This is a genomic window from Psychrobacter sp. van23A (genome assembly GCF_030845275.1).
GTDB classification, from domain to species: domain Bacteria; phylum Pseudomonadota; class Gammaproteobacteria; order Pseudomonadales; family Moraxellaceae; genus Psychrobacter; species Psychrobacter faecalis.
The window spans coordinates 1,920,188-1,939,193 of sequence record NZ_CP132595.1 but is presented as its reverse complement, the minus strand read 5'-3'; the positions used below and the strand labels follow the sequence as shown (position 1 = coordinate 1,939,193).

Sequence of the window (19,006 nt, the reverse complement as noted above, 5' to 3'; positions counted from 1 at the left end):
AAATGTAAAACCGTCTTTTAATAATTAACAAAAACATAGAAGAGAGTGCGTATGTGGGAGCTGGTAAAAGCAGGTGGTTGGCTGATGACACCTATCGTGGTGTGCTCAATATTGGCATTGGTGATTATTATCGAGCGTAGCCATACGTTGCAGTTTAATAAAATTGTACCCAATAGATTGCGCGAACAGCTAATAACCCGTCTACGTGAAAACGGTGATATTGGCCGCACGCAGCTGATGAATGTCAAAGAAAAAACCCCTTTGGGTGATATTCTGGCAACTGGCCTGCTGTATCGCCAATACGGCCTAGACTCGATGACGATGCATATGCAAAACCGCGCCAGTGTGCAAGTGCATCAGTTAGAAAAAAATATCAATATGCTCGGTACTATTGGGGCGATTGCGCCGCTGCTTGGTTTGCTAGGTACGGTGTTGGGTATTATCTCGTCGTTTTTGGCGATTACGGATGGCGCGATGCAAGACCCAACGATGCTAGCTGCTGGCGTGTCACAAGCATTGATTACCACGGCGGCTGGTATGATTGTGGCTATTCCGGCTCTGGTTGCTTACCGCTATTTTCAGCGCCGTATTATCGATATCAATGCGCAGTTTGAGACGCAAGCGGGACTGATGATTCAAGAATTGTATGATTATCAATTGCTAGACAATACGCATGCCTCTACCATGTCTCTACCTGCTAATGGGTCGGAAACAACTAAAACTAAGGGTTATGAGCTTTCACTTGACACCTCGGATTTAGAGACAGCCGCTACAGCAACTTAATTGTGTGATGTCACTTATTTGTTGAATCTGTACATTGCAGCCCATTAAAGAGAGCGATATGCGTTTTAGAAAACCGACCGTTGAGCCACTTGAAATCAATCTGACGCCGATGATTGATTGTTTATTATTTTTAATCGTATTTTTACTGCTTGCCACCTCGTTCAATCACTTTAGCCGCTTAAATATTATTCTTCCTGAAGCGGAAGGGGTAGCATTAACAGAAGAGAAAAGCAGTATTGAAGTCGCTGTGCAAGAAGATGGCAGTTATTTGGTTAATGGCATCACCCTTGCAAGTAGCGATGAGGCGGAGCTGACCAGCATGCTTCAGCAAGAGGCGGGAAGCAATCGTGATATGCTATTTGTCATTGCTGCTGATGCAAATGCCACCCATCAATCGGTGGTACGGGTCATGGATATCGCTGGTAAACTGGGTTTTTTAAATCTCAATATCAGTACGGTTGTACCACTTGGGCAGCCTTTACCAGAATCTGCGCCGCAGTAAATTTTAGGGCGTTTGATATATTGCTACAGTAAAAACATCAAACGCTACTATCATGACCCTTGGTGTTTTTACTGCTGTATTTTATGTTCACTTGCCACTGCTGCATTTGTGTCATTTCTTTTTATACCTAAATTGAGGCTTTTATGAGCCAAGCTTATCAACCTGACTCTAAAAAAAATTCTGCTAAAAAGTTGTCAGCAGCGCCATCAAATACGCCTAGGCATAGGACTTTATTGCGGCTATTAAGCTACCTTAAACCTTATTGGTGGGCGCTAATCTTGGTCATAATAGGCTTTGCGATTAATGCGGCAACAGAGATTTGGATTGCCAAGTTATTGCAATATATCACTGATGCCATCAATCAAAACGATCAAAGCAAACAGAATTTATTTCCATTTATTATTGTGGCGCTGTTTTTTGTTCGCGGTGTGGGCAGTTTTTTGGGTAATTACTATACGGCATTGGTGTCGCGCAATCTTGTTTACGAGTTACGCGTTCAAGTGTTCAATAAGCTTTTACGTTTGCCAAGCTCGTTCTATCTGGCAAATCCAGCAGGGACGATTTCATCCAAGCTTATTTTTGATGTTGAACAGGTGACTGCTGCCAGTACCGATTCGATGAAAACTTTGTTGCGCGATGGTTTGACCGTTATAGCTTTGATAGGCTTCTTGCTTTATAGCAACTGGCGTTTAACTTTGATTTTATTTGTGGTGCTACCGCCGATTTTATGGTTGATACGGGTGGCCTCAAAGCGTTATCTAAAGCTGTCTAAAGGCATTCAAGAAACCATGGGTAGTGTCAGCCACATCACCAATGAGGTCATCGGCGGCTATCAGGTAGTGAAAAATTATGGCGGACAAGCGTATGAAGCCAAGCGTTTTGATATAACCTCAAAGAAAAACTTGCGCCAAGGGATGAAGGTCGTTGTTACCAATAGCATCAATACCCCAGCGGTGCAGTTATTGATGGCGATGGCGATGGCGGTCGTTGTATGGCTCGCGCTGCGTCCTGCGGTAATAGATAATATTTCTGCGGGTGAGTTTATCTCCTATATTGCTGCCGCAGGATTATTAAGTAAGCCGGTGCGTTCACTCACTGATATCAATCAAAAATTGCAAAAAGGGCTTGCCGCGGGCGAGTCAATCTTTACCTTGTTGGATGAGCCAGAAGAACAAGACACAGGCATACTTAGCCCAACTCTAGCAGGTGATATTACGTTCGATAATGTCAGTTTGGTTTATCCTGATTCAACGGTGGCGCTGCGTGATTTTACCTTGGATGTGCGTGCAGGCGAGACGATAGCACTGGTCGGGCGTAGCGGCGCTGGTAAGTCTTCACTCGTTAACTTACTCACGCGTACTTTAAATACGTCCTCGGGGCAAATCACCCTTGACGGTATGCCAATTGACGACATCAAGCTTGAAAGCTTGCGCGCGCAGATTGCGATGGTCAATCAGCAAGTGGTGCTTTTTAATACCACCGTGTTTAATAATATTGCCTATGGCAGCCTAGCAAATAAAACTCAAGCTGAGGTCGAGCGCGCTGCAAAAGACGCTTTTGCCCATGATTTTATTATGAAAATGCCAAATGGCTATCAAAGTGAGATTGGCGCTGAAGGCTTGCAGCTCTCAGGCGGTCAACGTCAGCGTATCTCGATTGCGCGTGCGTTATTAAAAGACGCACCGATTTTGATTTTAGATGAAGCGACTAGTGCCTTAGATAACGAGTCAGAATACTATATTCAAAAAGCACTCGATAACGTCATGAAAGATAGGACGACACTGGTGATTGCCCACCGTTTAACCACCATTGAGTCCGCTGACCGTATTGCAGTGTTAGATAGTGGTCAAATTGTCGAATTAGGCACCCATGAAGAACTGATGCAATTGCATGGCCATTATGCGCAAATGTACGCGCGTGATTTTGAATAAAGCTACTGTTTGATTAAAGCCACTGCAAGCCGTGATGGTACTTTGTAGTATAAAGATGGCTGCATAACTAGGATAAATAACACATCATCATGAGTATTGAAACCACAATGACGCGTGCCTGGCAACGTCAGGCTGCTTGGCTCTGGCTGCTACTGCCTGTCAGCTGGTTATATGGATTCATTACGATGGTGCGCCGTCAGGCTTATAAGATAGGTTTGTTTGCCAGTTATCGTGCGCCTATTCCGCTGATGGTGATTGGTAATATCACGGTAGGTGGTAGCGGCAAGACGCCGCTAATTATTGCCTTGGTCAACTATCTACAAAAGCAAGGCATAAAGGTAGGCGTTATCAGCCGCGGTTATGGCGGTGATAGCAATCAGATGCCCGCTTTGGTGCATGCCGATAGCTTACCAAGCATCGTAGGGGATGAGCCCTGTTTAATCGTCAATATGACAGATGCACCGATGGCCGTTTGCCCCAATCGTAAGCAGGCTATTACCACTTTGTTAAACGCTCATCCCGACTTACAACTGATTATTGCTGATGATGGCTTGCAGCATTATGCGCTGCAACGTGATATCGAATGGATTGTGGTTGATGCGTCGCGCGGCTTTGGTAATCAGCAATTGCTACCAACCGGTTTTTTACGTGAGCCTATGTCGCGCTTAAAAGGCGCAAATGTGGTTTATCATGAAAAAGCGGATAGGACGACCGAAGATAATAAGCAAGCTCAAGCTAAGCGTTTAACGATGCATCTACAAGCGGATAAATTGCAGCCTTTATGGCCTTCTGCTGTTGAGATAGATGGTTTAAGTGTCGCAGAAAAAATGCCTATGCCACTTATGCCACCTATACCAAATGGTCGGGTACATGCGGTAAGCGGTATCGGTTATCCGCAACGTTTTTTTGATACTTTATTGTCGCTTGGCTTTGATGTCATTGGGCACGCTTATCCCGATCATTATGATTTTAGCTTGACTGAGCTTTTACAATATAGCGAGCTGCCGATCATTGTCACCAGTAAAGACGCGGTCAAAATCAGAGCGCTGCTAATAGATATGACTAGCCGCCAACCACTTAGCGAAGAGTATCAAGAGCTTATTAATCGCTTATGGGTATTGCCAGTGACTGCGATGTTATCAGACAGTTGCTATGACAGCTTACAGCAGCAATTAAAAGCTTTAAATATTGATATCAATAATGGCTAGAAGTCTAAAAGCTTAGACAATTTTTTAGGAATAAACCATGTCGTCAGACTTAAAATCAGCCGCAACAATGCCAATTGAAGCCGCGCCAGCCAAAACTCATATTGTTATTCCTGCGCGCTTTAAAAGTACGCGCTTACCCGGTAAGCCATTATTAAAGATTCATGGCAAACCAATGATACTGTGGGTGGCTGAAAAAGCACAGTTGGCTGATTTTGCTGACGATATGTGTATTGCGACTGATGATGAGGCGATTGCCAACGTTTGCACAGAGGCAGGTTTTGATGTGGTGATGACCAGTAGTGAGCATGCGTCAGGGACTGACCGTTTGGCTGAAGTTGCCGCTATCAAAGGCTGGGCTGAGCATGATATCGTGGTCAATATGCAGGGTGACGAACCTCTGGTACCGCCGTTATTATTACAGCAAGTCAAAGCCCTGCTAGTGCAAGATAGCGACAGCGTAATGGCGACTTTATGCGAGCCTATCGAAGACTACGAAACTTTTATGCGCCCATCGGTCGTAAAAGTTGTCAGTCAGACGTCCAGCAATTTACAGCGTGCATTATATTTTAGCCGTGCACCGATTCCGTGCGACCGTGATGTGGTTTTGGCAAACGATAAAAATATACAGCAGCAACCACCAAAAAACGCTTATCGTCATTTGGGTTTATACGCTTACAGAGTTAGCTTGTTACAGCAGTTTGTGCATTGGCCGCAAACGCCGCTCGAGATATTAGAAAGCCTAGAGCAATTACGCGTCTTAGAAAATGGTGGTCATATTGCTATTGCCACTGCAAGCTGTCATCTACCAGCTGGCGTCGATACCCAAGAAGATTTAGATCGGCTAAATGCCATGAGCTTAATTGATTTTCAAAACTGCTAATTTACATAATTAATAATAGCCTAAGTAAATGTTTATAAAGTATTTTATTAAATAGAGTAGGATTGTTTGTTACTCAAAGGTTGTAAGCGTATTGAACGTATTTAAGGTATTGAGCGATGATCGTGAATGAGGTAAATGAAATGACAAGCGCATTGCCTTTGACGGATAATATATATTTTGCCCCGCTATTACCATGGCAAAACGAGCTATGGTCACAGCGGACCAAGCGGGTGTTGATGCCGCAGCAATCTTTGCCGCACGCGCTTTTAGCCGCTGGTATGCAGGGCATGGGCAAGCGCGCTTTTGTTTGGCGTTTGGTGGCGTGGTTATTATGCCGAGAGCGCGAGCACAATCCGCTTGGCGCTTGCGGTATTTGCGAGAGCTGTCAATGGCTCAGATCGGGGACGCATCCAAGCTTACAAGTTCTGCCACTTATTAGTATGCCAGTCAGTGCCGAACATGCTGATGCTAAACAAGCAGCAACTAACAGCGCAAAAGACAAAAAATCTGCCAAAGCTGCTAATAACGCTGCATTAAAAATAAAGGTCGATGATATCCGTGCTCTGCAGCCATTTATTTATCAAGGCGGGCAGGGCATGCGGATATGTGTGCTCGATTACGCAGAGCAAATGACGGTTGCAGCTGCAAATGCGTTGCTCAAAACCTTGGAAGAGCCGCAAGCCCAAGTACATTTATTCCTCATCAGTGATACTCCAGCGCAGTTACTGCCAACCATAAAAAGCCGTGTTCAGCAGTTGGCACTACAGACCATTGAGCCTGCCGTTTTAGTTGACTATGTGACTCATGCTTTAGGTAGTACGGTCAATCGTGAGGCGGTCGGCACGGCGGCCATTGAGCAGCTGATACAGTTGGCAAATGGCGCGCCTTTAGCCGCGGTCGCCCTTGCGCAAGCACCATGGTATAGCAAGCGCACACTATGGCTGACAACGTGGCAAGCGCTGCGTAGCGGCAAGCGTAGTAGCATAGCGGCAAGCGACTATTGGCAGACCCAGCTTAGTATAAGCGAGTTTATTCAATTGTCGGAGCTGATGCTGGTCGATATGCGCCGTGTATGTTTGGGTCTCGATGTGCTGCAAAAGGACATTAATTTACCAGTGTCCTTACACAGTCATCAACCTACTGAGCGCGCGTTAGAGGTCTTTATAAATGGTCTGCAAGAAATAAAAGCCGCTCTACAACAAAATGTGCAAGAAAAATTCGCTTATGATAAGCTGATGCAAGAATTGGCTTATTTATAAATCAGATTAAAAAATAAACCTCACTTATAAAGGAAGCGGACTATGGCAATGCCAGGACGTGGCGGGATTTTAACCTGCCATATTGAAGATATGGAAACGTTATACGCAAGCTATTTATCCTTTGTGACCAATGGCGCGTTATTTGTGCCGTCCGATAAAACCCAAAAACTGGGCGATGAAGTGTTTATTGCCGTGACTTTGCCTAATTCTAGTGAACGCTTGCCTATGAACGGTAAGGTGGTTTGGATTAATTCTAAAAGCCAAAGCGGTCGTCCAGCAGGTTTTGCGGTGCAGATAGGTACAGATATCGCTGGGCTAAGAATTAAAAACGAGGTCGAGCGCTTATTGGCCGGTAAGCTTGATAGCTTGCAGTCGACTTATACGATGTAGTATTTTGCAGAGCTTGAAATGTATTTGCTATTAGCATAATACATTTAGCGAAAAAATGAAAAAAGCAGCCTTCTATATTGATGAGGCTGCTTTTTTATGCGCCGTATTTTATTGAATGCTATAGTGAGTGAAAAGTAATATCGATACATCACGCACTGCTGATATCAATTTTTCTTGCTTGCTGTGCCTGCGCAGACAGAGGCTACAAAAAATTAATATCAGCAATACCGTCGCGTTTTTAGAATATTTTGATTATACAGGCATACATTTGGCTAATAGCGCGGTGGCACGTACATATCATCGGGAATTGGCTCGCGGTAATATTCATCATCGCGCTTGCGTTCGGGCAATTCAATCTCATCGCGCGGTACTTCTTTATAGGGGATTTGCTCAAGTAAATGAGCGATACAGTTTAGCCGTGCGCGTTTTTTATTATTGCCTTCGACCACCCACCACGGCGCTTCAGGGATATGGGTGCGCTCAAACATGGTCTCTTTGGCCTTAGTATAATCCTCCCAGCGCCGACGTGATTGTAAGTCCATCGCTGACAGTTTCCACTGCTTAAGTGGGTCATGAATCCGGCTCATAAAGCGGGAATGCTGCTCATCATCGGTAATCGAAAACCAGTATTTGACCAAGCGAATACCTGATCGTACCAGCATACGCTCAAATTCAGGTACTGATTGGAAAAACTCTTCGTACTGGGCATCGGTACAAAACCCCATGACGCGTTCAACGCCCACCCGGTTGTACCAGCTGCGATCAAACAAGACAATCTCGCCAGCGGCGGGCAAGTGCGCTACATAACGCTGGAAATACCACTGCGACTGTTCGCGTTCGGTTGGTGCGGGTAGCGCAGCAACGCGGCAAACACGCGGGTTTAAGCGCTGGGTAATACGCTTGATAGCACCACCTTTACCCGCAGAATCACGCCCTTCGAATATCACCACAATGCGCTCGCCGTATTCGACCACCCAATCTTGTAGTTTGATAAGCTCTCGTTGTAGTCGCAGTAATTCTTCAAAATAAGTACGCCGATCGAGCTTTTCTTGTTCACTCATCGCGCGGCCATCAAAACGAAAGTCGCGCACGTAATCGTCTATCTCATTTTCCAGCTCTTCGTCATAGCTGTCGATCAAATCTTGATGCATTTTGCGTCGTAGCTCATCGCCAAACACTTCTTTATCCATACGAGTGATAAAGCTGTCTTGTTCGAGTGCTGACCGCGCTTGCCGCTTTGAGGTATTTAAGGTTTGTCGGTCGATCGATGAGAAATCTCTGCTCATAATAAGCTCCTAAGCAATATTTTTATGGTTATTATTCATTATGATAGTTCTATATGTGGTTTATTACTCTAGCATATTTACAATAACGCTATGAGTACACCGTGTTTACTTGTTGCAGTCTTTTTAATGTTTTTTTCAACCAAAACAAAAAACTCCCTCTAATCATCAGATTAAAGGGAGTATTAACATTGAATGCTATTTATTGGCTAATTAACTTAACTAATAAATTATTTCTCTAGAATACAGGTTACGCCTTGACCGCCAGCGGCGCAAATTGAGATAAGCGCGCGACCTGCCCCTTTTTGGTCTAACAATTTTGCAGCAGTGGCTAGGATACGACCACCGGTTGCGGCAAATGGATGACCTGCGGCAAGTGATGAGCCATTGACGTTTAGCTTACTACGATCGATAGAGCCTAGTGGCGCATCAAGACCCAAACGCTCTTGGCAGAACTTCTCATCTTCCCAAGCTGCTAGCGTTGATAACACTTGTGAGGCAAACGCTTCATGGATTTCATAGAAATCAAAATCTTGCAGCGTTAAACCAGCGCGCTCAAGCATACGCGGTACCGCATAAGCTGGCGCCATGAGTAAACCTTCTTTATCGCCAGATTTACCGATAAAATCAACAGCAGCTGTTTCTTGATGAACGATGTATGCTAGTGGTTTAAGACCACGCTCTTTTGCCCATTCGTCATTGGCCAATAGCACACAAGAGGCGCCATCGGTTAGCGGCGTCGAGTTAGCGGCTGTCATGGTTGGGTTGGCGTTCTTTTTACCAAACACGGGTTTGAGTTTAGCAAGCTTGTCTAACGTCGTATCTGGGCGCAAGTTGTTATCGCGCGTCAAACCTTTGTATGGCGTGATTAGGTCGTCAAAAAAACCTTCGTCATACGCGCGTGCTAGATTTTTATGGCTGTTAAAGGCAAGCTCATCCTGATCTTCACGGCTGATGTTCCACTCAAGGGTGGTAATAGCTTGATGGTCACCCATTGATAAACCCGTACGCGGCTCGCCATTTTGTGGTGAGTCGATCAAATCTTTAGGATTTAAACCCATTAGCGCTTTTAGACGTTGTTTGTTGTCTTTAGCCGCGCCCAATTTGATTAGCACTTTACGTAAGCCATCACCAACAGCGATAGGGGCGTCAGAGGTGGTATCCACACCGCCAGTAATCGCCGAATCAATAATACCAAGGGCGATTTTATTGGCAGAAGCAAAGGTTGCTTGTAAGCCAGTACCGCAAGCTTGTGAGATATCATACGTTGGCGTATGTGGGTTTAAGGCGGTGCTTAGTGTCGCTTCACGCGTCAAGTTGATATCACGGCTCAATTTCATCACCGCACCAGCAACGACTTCACCGACTTTTTCATCTTGTAAGTTAAAACGCTCGACCAAGCCATCTAACGCGGCGGTTAGCATGTCAGTATTGCTGTCATCAGAGTAAGCACCGTTTGAGCGCGCAAACGGAATACGGTTGCCGCCTAGGATAGCGACGCGATGTTGACCCGAGCTCAGGCCAGCTTTGCTCGATTCTTTAGCGGTTGTAGCGGTTGTTTTTTTACTAGCTGTGTCAGTCTTTTTATTGGCATCTTTAGCCGCACTATCATCTTTAGTAGCGTTAGTAGTTTTGCTGTCTTTTGAGCTTTTTTCAGCGGTGCTCTCCTTTTTAGACTCGTCTTTCTTAGAATTATCTTTATTAGAGCTGTCTGTTTTCGTATCCGCTGTTTTGGCGTCCGACTTTTTATCGTCCGCTTTTTTTGGCTCAGCCGCTTTTGAATTTGCCATTGTGTCGAATACATTTGGCTGCTTGGCGTCTTCAGTTGCTGCTTTTTTGGTTGCTGCGTCAGTCGCTGTTTCGGTATTTTGGCTATCACCGGCTTTTACGACGGTCGTTTCAACAACAGGGCTATCAGGGTGATTGTTTTTAGTACTCATAATATTATCCTTAAAAAATATGGGTAGAAGATAAAAGGGAAAAACAAAATAAAAATAAAAATAAAAGAGAAAAACATAGTACACGGCAGAGAAGGTTAGCATAAGGCGCTTTTTACGCGCTTACTGTATCTCTTTAGCAAACGATGTGACGCTAATTTTAAGCTCATGCCTTAATGCTAACTATCAAACGCTACTGATTATACTGGTTAGTATTGATTAATAACATTGCATAACGGCGCTTTTGATAATATATTGTTATCTATAAATGCATTTGCCATAACTTATACGTTATATTTTAACATAAGTGGGGTGTTTTTAAGGCGAGAAAAAGTTGCTATCTTGTATACTGGCTTGTCTACAGATTATGATAGACAGGCGCAGCTTTTGGACTTGTTTTGCATGGAAGTGTATAGTTAGAGCAATTTTGAACCTGTTTACTCATATTAATAATTTTTTTCATCAATTATAGGATTATATTATGTCAGACCGTTATGGTGATTTTGTGCAGTCTTCTATTGGCCGAAAAGTGGCAAAAAATCTAGGCTTGCCGATGCCAGTAGAGCTAGACCGTTTTGATAGTGGTCAGCCGTCAGTACGCGGTAGTGTATTGGTTGGCCGTGCTGATGGCGACAATACTGCCATCAGCGAATCAGTTGCTCGTATTTTGTCAGATTTGCACGCTGATGTATTTGTAAACAGCCGTGATGCGGTAAAAGACGCGCTGGCTGATGCAGGCGTGAAAGCCAAAGCCAATACCGGCGGCGATGACAAATTTAAAGTTTTATTGTTTGATGCCAGCAATATCAGTAATGCTGATGAGCTCAAACAAGTGTATGAGTTCTTTCATGCAGTAGCGCGCCGCGTCGAAAAATCAGGTCGTGTTATCGTTATCGGTCGTCCACCAGAAGATCTAAAAGATATTGAGGCAGCATTGGCACAGCGCTCGCTTGAAGGTTTTGTGAAATCTGTCGGTAAAGAGTTTAAGCGCGGTATCACGGCCCAGCTTATCTACGTGGCAGAAGGCGCTGAAAAGAACCTAGACTCAACGTTACGCTTCTTTGCCTCAGCGCGCTCAGCTTATGTGTCAGGACAAGTGGTACGTGTTACTAATGGTGCCAACGTTGATGTTGATTGGACGCAGCCTTTAGGCGGTAAAACCATGCTGGTCACTGGCGCAAGTCGCGGTATCGGTGAAGCCATCGCTCGTGTGTTGGCACGCGAAGGCGCCCATGTTATCTGTCTTGATGTACCGCAGCAGCAAGCGGACTTACAAAAAGTCGCCAGCGAAATCAGTGGTTCAGTATTAACCGTCGATATCACTAGTGAAGATGCGGGCAAAGAAATCGCAGAAGCGGCGCAAAAGCGTGGCGGTTTAGATGCCGTTATTCATAATGCTGGCGTGACCCGTGACAAGACACTGGCAAAAATGGATGAGAAAAAGTGGGACATGGTTATCAACATTAACTTGGGCAGTATTGCCAAGCTAAACCGCTACTTGCTAGATAATGATGTACTAAAAGACCATGCACGTATCGTCTGCGTTTCATCTATCTCAGGTATCGCTGGTAATCTAGGTCAAAGTAACTATGCTACTTCTAAAGCGGGCGTCATCGGTTTGGTAAACGCGACTGCTAAGCAATTAGACGACGGTTCTAAAGGCATGACTATCAACGCTGTAGCGCCAGGGTTTATCGAAACGCAAATGACAGAAGCCATTCCGTTTGCCATTCGTGAAGCCGGTCGCCGTATGAACTCAATGAGCCAAGGCGGTTTACCAATCGATGTGGCTGAAACCATTGCATGGCTTGCGTCGCCAGCTTCTGGTGGTCTAAATGGCAATATCGTACGTGTTTGTGGCCAAAGCTTGTTGGGTGCATAGCTTGTTGGATGCATACTCAGTAAAATAGAGGCAGAATACTGCTCGATGAATGACTAAATCATAGTGAGCAAGCCTGTATTAAGTAAGTAGGGTGTATGAGGTTTTTAAATGGACCTCACATATGCTTACGAAAAATTGCTGATAAATTGTAATAAAGCTGCCCGAGGGTGGCTTTTTTATGATAAAAACAGGTATGAATAAAAGCATGTGCCAGTAAATGAACCAGTAAACCAACCAGTAAACAAATAAGCCGACAAACGAATGCTTCACTGTTTACAAGTAGCCAGATAATTTGCTCCAGCCTCAGTTAGCTCAACCCCATTTAGGATTTATTATGTCAGACAAACATTATGATGCGTTGCCAAAAGCGCATACCACCTACGCCAATATCGTCAAGAGTCTATTGCCTATTGGTAATAACGAAAAGGTCAGCCGCGATCAGTTGCCACAAGCGACGTATTATGTAGATAATTTGCACATCGACCAAAATAATCTTGACGATTATCGTAAGATTTGTGGTTTCGCCGACAATGGCAAAATACCGATTACCTATTTTTCTGTTTTATCACAGACGTTACAAATGAATATGATGGTCAAAGAGCCATTTCCCTTTGCTATGCTAGGTTTGGTGCATGTGGATAATAGCGTGACGCAGTATCGTCCTATCGGTGAGCGTGAAACGGTAGCGATGGCGGTGAAGTTTGATAATCTACGCGACCATGCGCAAGGCCAGCAGTTTGATTTTGTCACCACCGTTAAGTCAGATGACGAGGTAATTTGGGAAGGCACTTCTACTTATTTGTCACGTGGAAAAAAATCAGGTAGCAAAGATAAAAAAAGCACGCCGCGTCCAGTGACCGTTAAGCCTTTGGTGAATGAAGAAGGCGTGCACAGTATCTTTGAAGTACCAGAAGATATCGGCCGTCGTTATGCGTTTGTTTCAGGGGATTTTAACCTCATCCATCTCCATCCATTATCGGCACGCGCATTTGGTTTTCCAAAAGCCATCGCCCACGGCATGTGGTCAAAAGCTAAATGTCTAGCGCTGGTGGATGAGCTACCAGATGCTTGCACGGTCAATGTATCATTTAAGCTGCCTATCTTTTTGCCAGCTGAAGTAGAGCTGATCGCTGAGCCGATAGCGCAGTTAAAGAGCCCAACCGATACTTGCGAGTTTGGCTTATTTAGTGCTAAAAACGACAAGCCGCATCTTGCTGGTGTGATCAAACTGCAAAGCGAAAATCAATAGATTGCGCCATATTTCTAACCTTTATATTTTATTAACCAATTATTCATTATGACTTTACATGACAATGCAACAAGCGTAGCTGCGCCCGATAACTCAGCTACCATAGATGAATCTACTGCTAAAGATAACGGTATCGATTTGGAAAATATGTTTGAGCCGTATTTTCGCCCTGATGACAACACCATCGTGTGCGGCGCCCTCGACGACGAAAAGGTCGCTACTTTAGCGGCGGCTGGCGTTGAGTTGGTGCTTAACTTGCAGCCAGATGATGAGCTAAATTTTGATGAGCGCGCGGCGGTAGAGCGCGCTGGTATGCATTATGAGCAGCTGCCTATCAGCGGGGCCAAGGATTTAAAACAGTTAAATATATTGGCGTTTGATAACATCTTGCGTCAGTACCATGGCAAAAAAACCGTCTTGCACTGTGGTTCTGGTAATCGCGCTGGTGCAGCGGTAGCATTGCGTGCGGGCTGGTTACGCGGACGCAAAATGGATACGGCAATGGAGCGCGGGCGCAGTCATGGTTTGACGAAGCTAGAAGAAGAGGTTCATAATCGTTTATTGGTTCCACGCTAGACTCATGGCATACTAAGCATGTAGGGCAAACTGTACGCGTTACATATGAGCGACATGCAACAAAAAAGGCGACCAATAGGTTGCCTTTTTTATGAGCAAATTTCGTGATTAATTAGCTAATGAATTTTTTGACTATAAAAAATGTTTTTATAAATAAAGCGAGTGAATAATGAAAAATAATAATGAGAAAGCTGATAATCAAAACGTCTATACGTCTATTAATCCTGTTATTCAGCAAAAATTACAACAATTGCTAACATATTTGCAGCTTGATGACGCACCAGCTGGCGGTGCCTTGGTGGTTTATCAAGCGGGGCAATGTATTGCTCAGGCTAGTGTGGGAATGGCGCGCGCGGATTTGTCATGGAGCCCCGATACCCTATCGCTGAATTTTTCAACAGGGAAAGGGGTGTTGGCGACATTGGTGCATGTGTTGGTCTCCGAGCATATGCTTGATTATGACCGAGCGATTGCGGATTATTGGCCTGCTTTTGCCGCGCAAGGAAAAGAACAGATTACTTTACGTAGCGTCATGTCGCATCAAGGCAACTTGTTTTCGATTCAAAGTATCGATGTCGATAATGACATGGTGCTCGATTGGCAGCTCATGCTAGAAAAGGTTGCTGCTATGCCAGTAACAGCGCCTGAAGACAGCGCCTTATATGAGAGCGCTTATAGCGCCTTGGTTTACGGTTGGGTACTGGGCGGCGTGATAGAAGCCGTTACCCATATGTCATTAGCCACAGCGCTGCGTCACTATTTGACTGAGCCGCTAGGAATTGCAGACAGCTGTTATTTTGGGGTGCCAGACGATAAAGTAGATGAAGTGGCTCATTTGGTTAAATATTTCCAAACAGACGAACACACAGCCCAGCAAATAAGCAATCAGGAGCTGTCGCAAGCGCGACCTCGCCGCAGCAAACCCGTGTTAAGAGCGGATTCTGAAAATACTTTGCGTATTTATTCAAGCCTACCAAGCTATACTTGTTGGCAAAAAAGAGCACTAACCAATCAAGCAGGCGCAAATGAAAGCGCAATGGCAGATGGGCTGCCTAATTTGGATACAGCAAAAATTAACCGTTTATACTTTAATAACAGCCAGCTTAATCTAAAAAACTATAAATCGGCTCTTGTGTTGGCTAATAAACAACCTATCGATTATTACGATAAACGGACGCTACAAGCCATCATTCCCGCTGCCAACGGCGTGGCATCAGCGCAAGCATTAGCAACTATTTATGCCATGCTAGCCAATGGCGGTACATGGCAGGGGCAGACATTAATTGACGACGCAACATTTAAGCAGCTTTCAACCCCGCAAACCACTGGCATGGACGCGGTAATGCCGGCGAAAATGAACTGGCGCTTGGGCTATCATCGCAGGTTTAGCATTTGTCAAAGTGAAGCTTCTAATATGAGCGCGCAAGGTTTTGGGCACATGGGTTATAACGGTTCGGTTGCGTGGTGTGATCCTGCGCGGCAATTGTCGTTTACCTTTATCCATAATTTTGATGTAACAATGCTCAATGATGTCCGCCAGTTTGCGCTGACGGAAGCGGTATTAGATTTGATTGACGCTGGAATCTAGTAGACGTGACTCTTGAACTTACCTCAATATTCTTGTTGCCAGTATGAAAAACAGAAATACAGGTGCTTAAAGGATAAGTAGCAACACTATAACTAACAAAAGTATTGAGGTAGTCGTCCGAAATTATCCATGGCGCGGCTTATTAGGCGTGAGTTTAAGCAACCTTGGGGAAATCAAACCATGGATAAAGATAGACGCCAAAATGACAATTGAGCAGACTATCCAAAGTTTAACAGCGTCTACTTCATCAAAGAAGCCTTGATTGAGGGCGTAAGACAGATAATATAAGGTGCCAATACCGCGTATACCGAGCGCAGAAATGGCATACTTTTCAGTATAGGGCAGCTTTAATCCTGATAGAGCAATCAATCCGCCAATCGGTCGAATCAATAATAAAAAGGTAAAGCTGACGATATAGACGCGCCATGTCAGCTCAACGCCCGCTTGCAGTCCTTGACCTAAAAACATGCCAAAAACCACAAGAACTAAGGACATCAGTAAGCCTTCTGACTGCTCAGCAAAATCGTGCAGCTTTTGGTGATAACTGTGTTCACGCTCCGAGCGCCGAAAAGCAAAGGCGGCGACAAATACTGCAATGAAGCCATAGCTGTGCACATATTCTGCCAAACCATAGGCCAGCAAGGTGAGAGCTATGACGACATAGCCTTGAGAGATGGTGATATTGTGGCTATATTTTGAAAAGACCAATTTTGCTAGTAATTTACCAACCACAATCCCGACCACCAAACCTGCGCCAATTTTCCACAGCACATCAGTCGTAAACCATTGCCATAGCATTTCACCTGTGAACTGCTGCCCGCCGCTATAAGCTTCTGCTACCTTAATCGCTAAATAGACAAATGGGAACGCCAAGCCGTCATTTAACCCTGCTTCTGAGGTCAAGGTAAAGCGCGGTGTATCCTCGCCGCCAGTATTGGGCGGTCCGACTTGGATACTAGAGGCGAGCACAGGATCGGTTGGAGCCAGTACCGCACCGAGCAAGATGGCCGCGCCTAATGTCAAACCAAAAGCATAATAGCCTAAGAGCGCCATGGCAAAAATACCAATCGGCATGGTGATAAGTAATAAGCGCACAGTCGGGCGCCATAAGTGCCACGACAGCTCAGTATCTATCTTGATACCTGCACCGACCAGCGAAACCAATACCACGATTTCAGTCAGTTTTTCTATGATTAAACCGTTATCCATCGGGTTTAAAAAAGATAAACTGGTCCACCAATAGCCCATGAGTAGACCAAAGCTTACTTGCAGCATGGGCAGCGAGATGGGCGTACGTTTAAAAATAATAGGAAATAGTGCCCCGAATAAAAAGGCAATACCGCAGACCAATAAGAATAAATTATAGTTTTCAATCATAAGTTTGGTGCACGCTATTTTTTGGTTTTAAAAAGATAAAGTTACAAGAGGTTTAATCGCTATTAATAATGACGGTAAAACCCTTTTAATACCGCAAAAAAACGTTATCAGAACGGCGGTAGCGTTGTTTTTTGGTGAAAAAAAAGCCTGCATGGTGCAGGCTTTGGGTAATTCTATAAGGTTAGTGATAAATCATTGCGTTTACAGACTTATTTAACGCTCAACTTGGCTCACATCACGGACGGCACCCGTGTCGGCACTGGTAGTCATAGCTGCATAAGCACGCAGCGCAGGCGAGACGTGACGCTCACGGCTTACAGGCTTCCATGCGTTACGTCCACGCGCTTCCATCTCTTCACGGCGCGCAGCAAGCTCGGCATCGCTGACTTGCATATTGATGGTGCGGTTTGGGATATCAATATGAATGGTATCGCCTTCTTGTACTAAACCAATCGCGCCGCCTTCAGCTGCTTCTGGGCTGGCATGACCAATGGATAAGCCTGAAGTACCACCAGAGAAACGACCGTCAGTTAACAGCGCACATTCTTTACCCAAGCCTTTAGACTTTAGGTAAGTGGTTGGATACAGCATTTCTTGCATACCAGGCCCACCTTTTGGCCCTTCATAGCGAATGATGACCACATCGCCGGCGACAATTTGGTCATCAAGCACAGCGGCTACGGCAGCATCTTGTGATTCAAAGATACGTGCGCGTCCGGTGAAGACTAAGATACTTTCATCGACGCCTGCGGTTTTAACCACGCAGCCGCGCTCAGCGATATTGCCGTATAGCACCGCAAGACCGCCGTCTTGGGAGTAAGCATGCTGCGCGCTACGAATACAGCCTGACTCACGATTGACGTCAAGGTTCGACCATTCTTTTGATTGTGAGAAGGCCTGCGTGGTACGAACGCCACCAGGAGCAGCAATATAGCGCGCTCGTGCCTCAGTGTTATCAGGATTCATGATATCCCATTTATCGATAGCTTCTTTCATACTTGCGCTATGAATTGTAGGGATATCGGTGGTTAATAAGCCAGCACGGTCAAGCTCGGCAAGCAGTGCCATCACACCACCAGCACGGTGGACGTCTTCCATATGGTATTTTTGTGAAGCAGGAGCGACTTTCGACAGGCAAGGGACACTACGGCTTAGGCGATCAATATCGAGCATTTTAAAATCAACTTCCGCTTCATTGGCGGCAGCCAATAGATGCAAGATAGTATTGGTCGAGCCACCCATCGCAATATCTAAGCTCATCGCATTTTCAAAAGCGGCTTTGGTAGCGATAGAGCGCGGTAATACCGAATCATCGTCTTGCTCATAACGGCGCTTGGCCAATGATACAATCGTGCGACCCGCTTCTAAAAACAACTCGCGGCGTAACGAATGCGTGGCTAATAGAGAGCCATTACCCGGCAATGATAAGCCTAATGCTTCGGTCAAGCAGTTCATTGAGTTGGCGGTAAACATCCCAGAGCATGAGCCACAAGTTGGGCAAGCCGAGCTTTCAATGGCCAAAACATCTTCATCGCTGATATTATCGTCAGCGGCATCCATCATGGCATCGACCAAATCAAGCTTACGAATCGCATTGCCTTTACTATCGGTCGTGTGCACATCGCTGCCACCATCATTATTATGGCTATGAGCGACAGTGCTAGCGATGACCTTGCCCGCTTCCATCGGGCCGCCAGAGACGAAAACAACAGGGATATTGAGGCGCATGGCTGCCATCAGCATACCAGGGGTGATTTTATCGCAGTTAGAAATACAGACTAGGGCGTCGGCGCAGTGGGCGTTGACCATATACTCAACCGAGTCTGCAATCAAATCACGGCTTGGTAATGAATACAACATGCCACTATGGCCCATGGCAATACCGTCATCGACCGCAATGGTATTAAACTCTTTTGCCACGCCGCCCGCTTTTTCAATCTCACGCGCCACCAGTTGCCCCAAGTCTTTTAGATGCACGTGACCGGGGACAAACTGGGTAAAGGAGTTGGCAATGGCGATAATCGGTTTGCCAAAGTCGCCATCCGTCATACCCGTTGCACGCCATAGGGCACGCGCACCGGCCATATTACGACCGCCAGTAGAAGTTTTTGAGCGATAATCCATGTGATATTCCTTACAAATAAGCGAGATTTATAAACGT

15 protein-coding genes are annotated in these 19,006 nt (G+C 45.3%); 11 read left to right on the top strand and 4 right to left on the bottom strand.

All coding sequences use genetic code 11. From position 1 onward, the window contains the following. The first annotated feature begins 51 nt into the window (after nucleotides 1-51). The 7 genes from RAH45_RS08250 to RAH45_RS08220 all read left to right on the top strand — a co-directional run bounded on the left by RAH45_RS08250 (nucleotide 52) and on the right by RAH45_RS08220 (nucleotide 6,953). Nucleotides 52-783 carry a MotA/TolQ/ExbB proton channel family protein gene (locus RAH45_RS08250; protein ID WP_201591329.1) on the top strand — a complete coding sequence of 244 codons (732 nt, stop codon included), beginning with the start codon at nucleotides 52-54 and terminating at the stop codon, nucleotides 781-783. A gap of 58 nt (nucleotides 784-841) precedes the next feature. Further along, entirely contained in the window at nucleotides 842-1,285 is a 444-nt protein-coding gene (locus RAH45_RS08245) for an ExbD/TolR family protein (protein WP_288726979.1), read from the top strand. A gap of 143 nt (nucleotides 1,286-1,428) precedes the next feature. Beyond that, on the top strand, nucleotides 1,429-3,216 hold the full coding sequence (gene msbA / locus RAH45_RS08240) for a lipid A export permease/ATP-binding protein MsbA (RefSeq protein ID WP_306495139.1): 1,788 nt from the start codon (nucleotides 1,429-1,431) through the stop codon (nucleotides 3,214-3,216). 89 nt (nucleotides 3,217-3,305) lie between these two features. Then, nucleotides 3,306-4,424, top strand: coding sequence for a tetraacyldisaccharide 4'-kinase (gene lpxK / locus RAH45_RS08235; RefSeq protein ID WP_306495138.1), 1,119 nt, complete (start codon nucleotides 3,306-3,308; stop codon nucleotides 4,422-4,424). A gap of 37 nt (nucleotides 4,425-4,461) precedes the next feature. Further along, nucleotides 4,462-5,304 (top strand): 3-deoxy-manno-octulosonate cytidylyltransferase, encoded by an 843-nt coding sequence (gene kdsB, locus RAH45_RS08230; protein ID WP_306495137.1) that lies wholly within the window; start codon nucleotides 4,462-4,464, stop codon nucleotides 5,302-5,304. 140 nt (nucleotides 5,305-5,444) lie between these two features. After that, a complete protein-coding gene (locus RAH45_RS08225; protein WP_306495136.1) occupies nucleotides 5,445-6,563 on the top strand; it encodes a DNA polymerase III delta subunit-related protein in 1,119 nt (372 codons plus the stop codon). Between the two features lie 42 nt (nucleotides 6,564-6,605). Further along, a complete protein-coding gene (locus RAH45_RS08220; protein WP_306495135.1) occupies nucleotides 6,606-6,953 on the top strand; it encodes a PilZ domain-containing protein in 348 nt (115 codons plus the stop codon). 272 nt (nucleotides 6,954-7,225) lie between these two features. Here RAH45_RS08220 and ppk2 read toward each other — a convergent pair whose 3' ends face one another. Then, nucleotides 7,226-8,239, bottom strand: a complete 1,014-nt coding sequence (gene ppk2 / locus RAH45_RS08215; protein ID WP_306495134.1) for a polyphosphate kinase 2 — start codon at nucleotides 8,237-8,239, stop codon at nucleotides 7,226-7,228. Between the two features lie 227 nt (nucleotides 8,240-8,466). Then, complete coding sequence (locus RAH45_RS08210) at nucleotides 8,467-10,176, bottom strand: acetyl-CoA C-acetyltransferase (RefSeq protein ID WP_313205817.1); 1,710 nt, start codon at nucleotides 10,174-10,176, stop codon at nucleotides 8,467-8,469. A 478-nt stretch (nucleotides 10,177-10,654) separates the two neighbouring features. On the opposite strand from RAH45_RS08210, the gene RAH45_RS08205 reads away from it, so the two are divergent. From RAH45_RS08205 to RAH45_RS08190, 4 genes are all read left to right on the top strand, one after another. After that, a complete protein-coding gene (locus RAH45_RS08205) occupies nucleotides 10,655-12,055 on the top strand; it encodes a 3-oxoacyl-ACP reductase (protein ID WP_144297599.1) in 1,401 nt (466 codons plus the stop codon). Between the two features lie 334 nt (nucleotides 12,056-12,389). Beyond that, nucleotides 12,390-13,304, top strand: a complete 915-nt coding sequence (locus tag RAH45_RS08200; RefSeq protein WP_068408242.1) for a MaoC family dehydratase — start codon at nucleotides 12,390-12,392, stop codon at nucleotides 13,302-13,304. A 48-nt stretch (nucleotides 13,305-13,352) separates the two neighbouring features. Further along, nucleotides 13,353-13,880, top strand: a complete 528-nt coding sequence (locus tag RAH45_RS08195) for a protein tyrosine phosphatase family protein (RefSeq protein ID WP_068408240.1) — start codon at nucleotides 13,353-13,355, stop codon at nucleotides 13,878-13,880. A gap of 169 nt (nucleotides 13,881-14,049) precedes the next feature. Beyond that, nucleotides 14,050-15,468 (top strand): serine hydrolase domain-containing protein, encoded by a 1,419-nt coding sequence (locus tag RAH45_RS08190; RefSeq protein WP_306495133.1) that lies wholly within the window; start codon nucleotides 14,050-14,052, stop codon nucleotides 15,466-15,468. Between the two features lie 123 nt (nucleotides 15,469-15,591). On the opposite strand, the gene RAH45_RS08185 is transcribed toward RAH45_RS08190, so the two are convergent. Together RAH45_RS08185 and ilvD are read right to left on the bottom strand one after the other, a co-directional pair. Then, nucleotides 15,592-16,845: a cation:proton antiporter gene (locus tag RAH45_RS08185; RefSeq protein ID WP_306495132.1), complete on the bottom strand. Its 1,254-nt coding sequence runs from the start codon at nucleotides 16,843-16,845 to the stop codon at nucleotides 15,592-15,594. 213 nt (nucleotides 16,846-17,058) lie between these two features. Beyond that, nucleotides 17,059-18,969, bottom strand: coding sequence for a dihydroxy-acid dehydratase (ilvD, locus tag RAH45_RS08180; protein WP_306495131.1), 1,911 nt, complete (start codon nucleotides 18,967-18,969; stop codon nucleotides 17,059-17,061). Nucleotides 18,970-19,006: the final 37 nt, after the last annotated feature.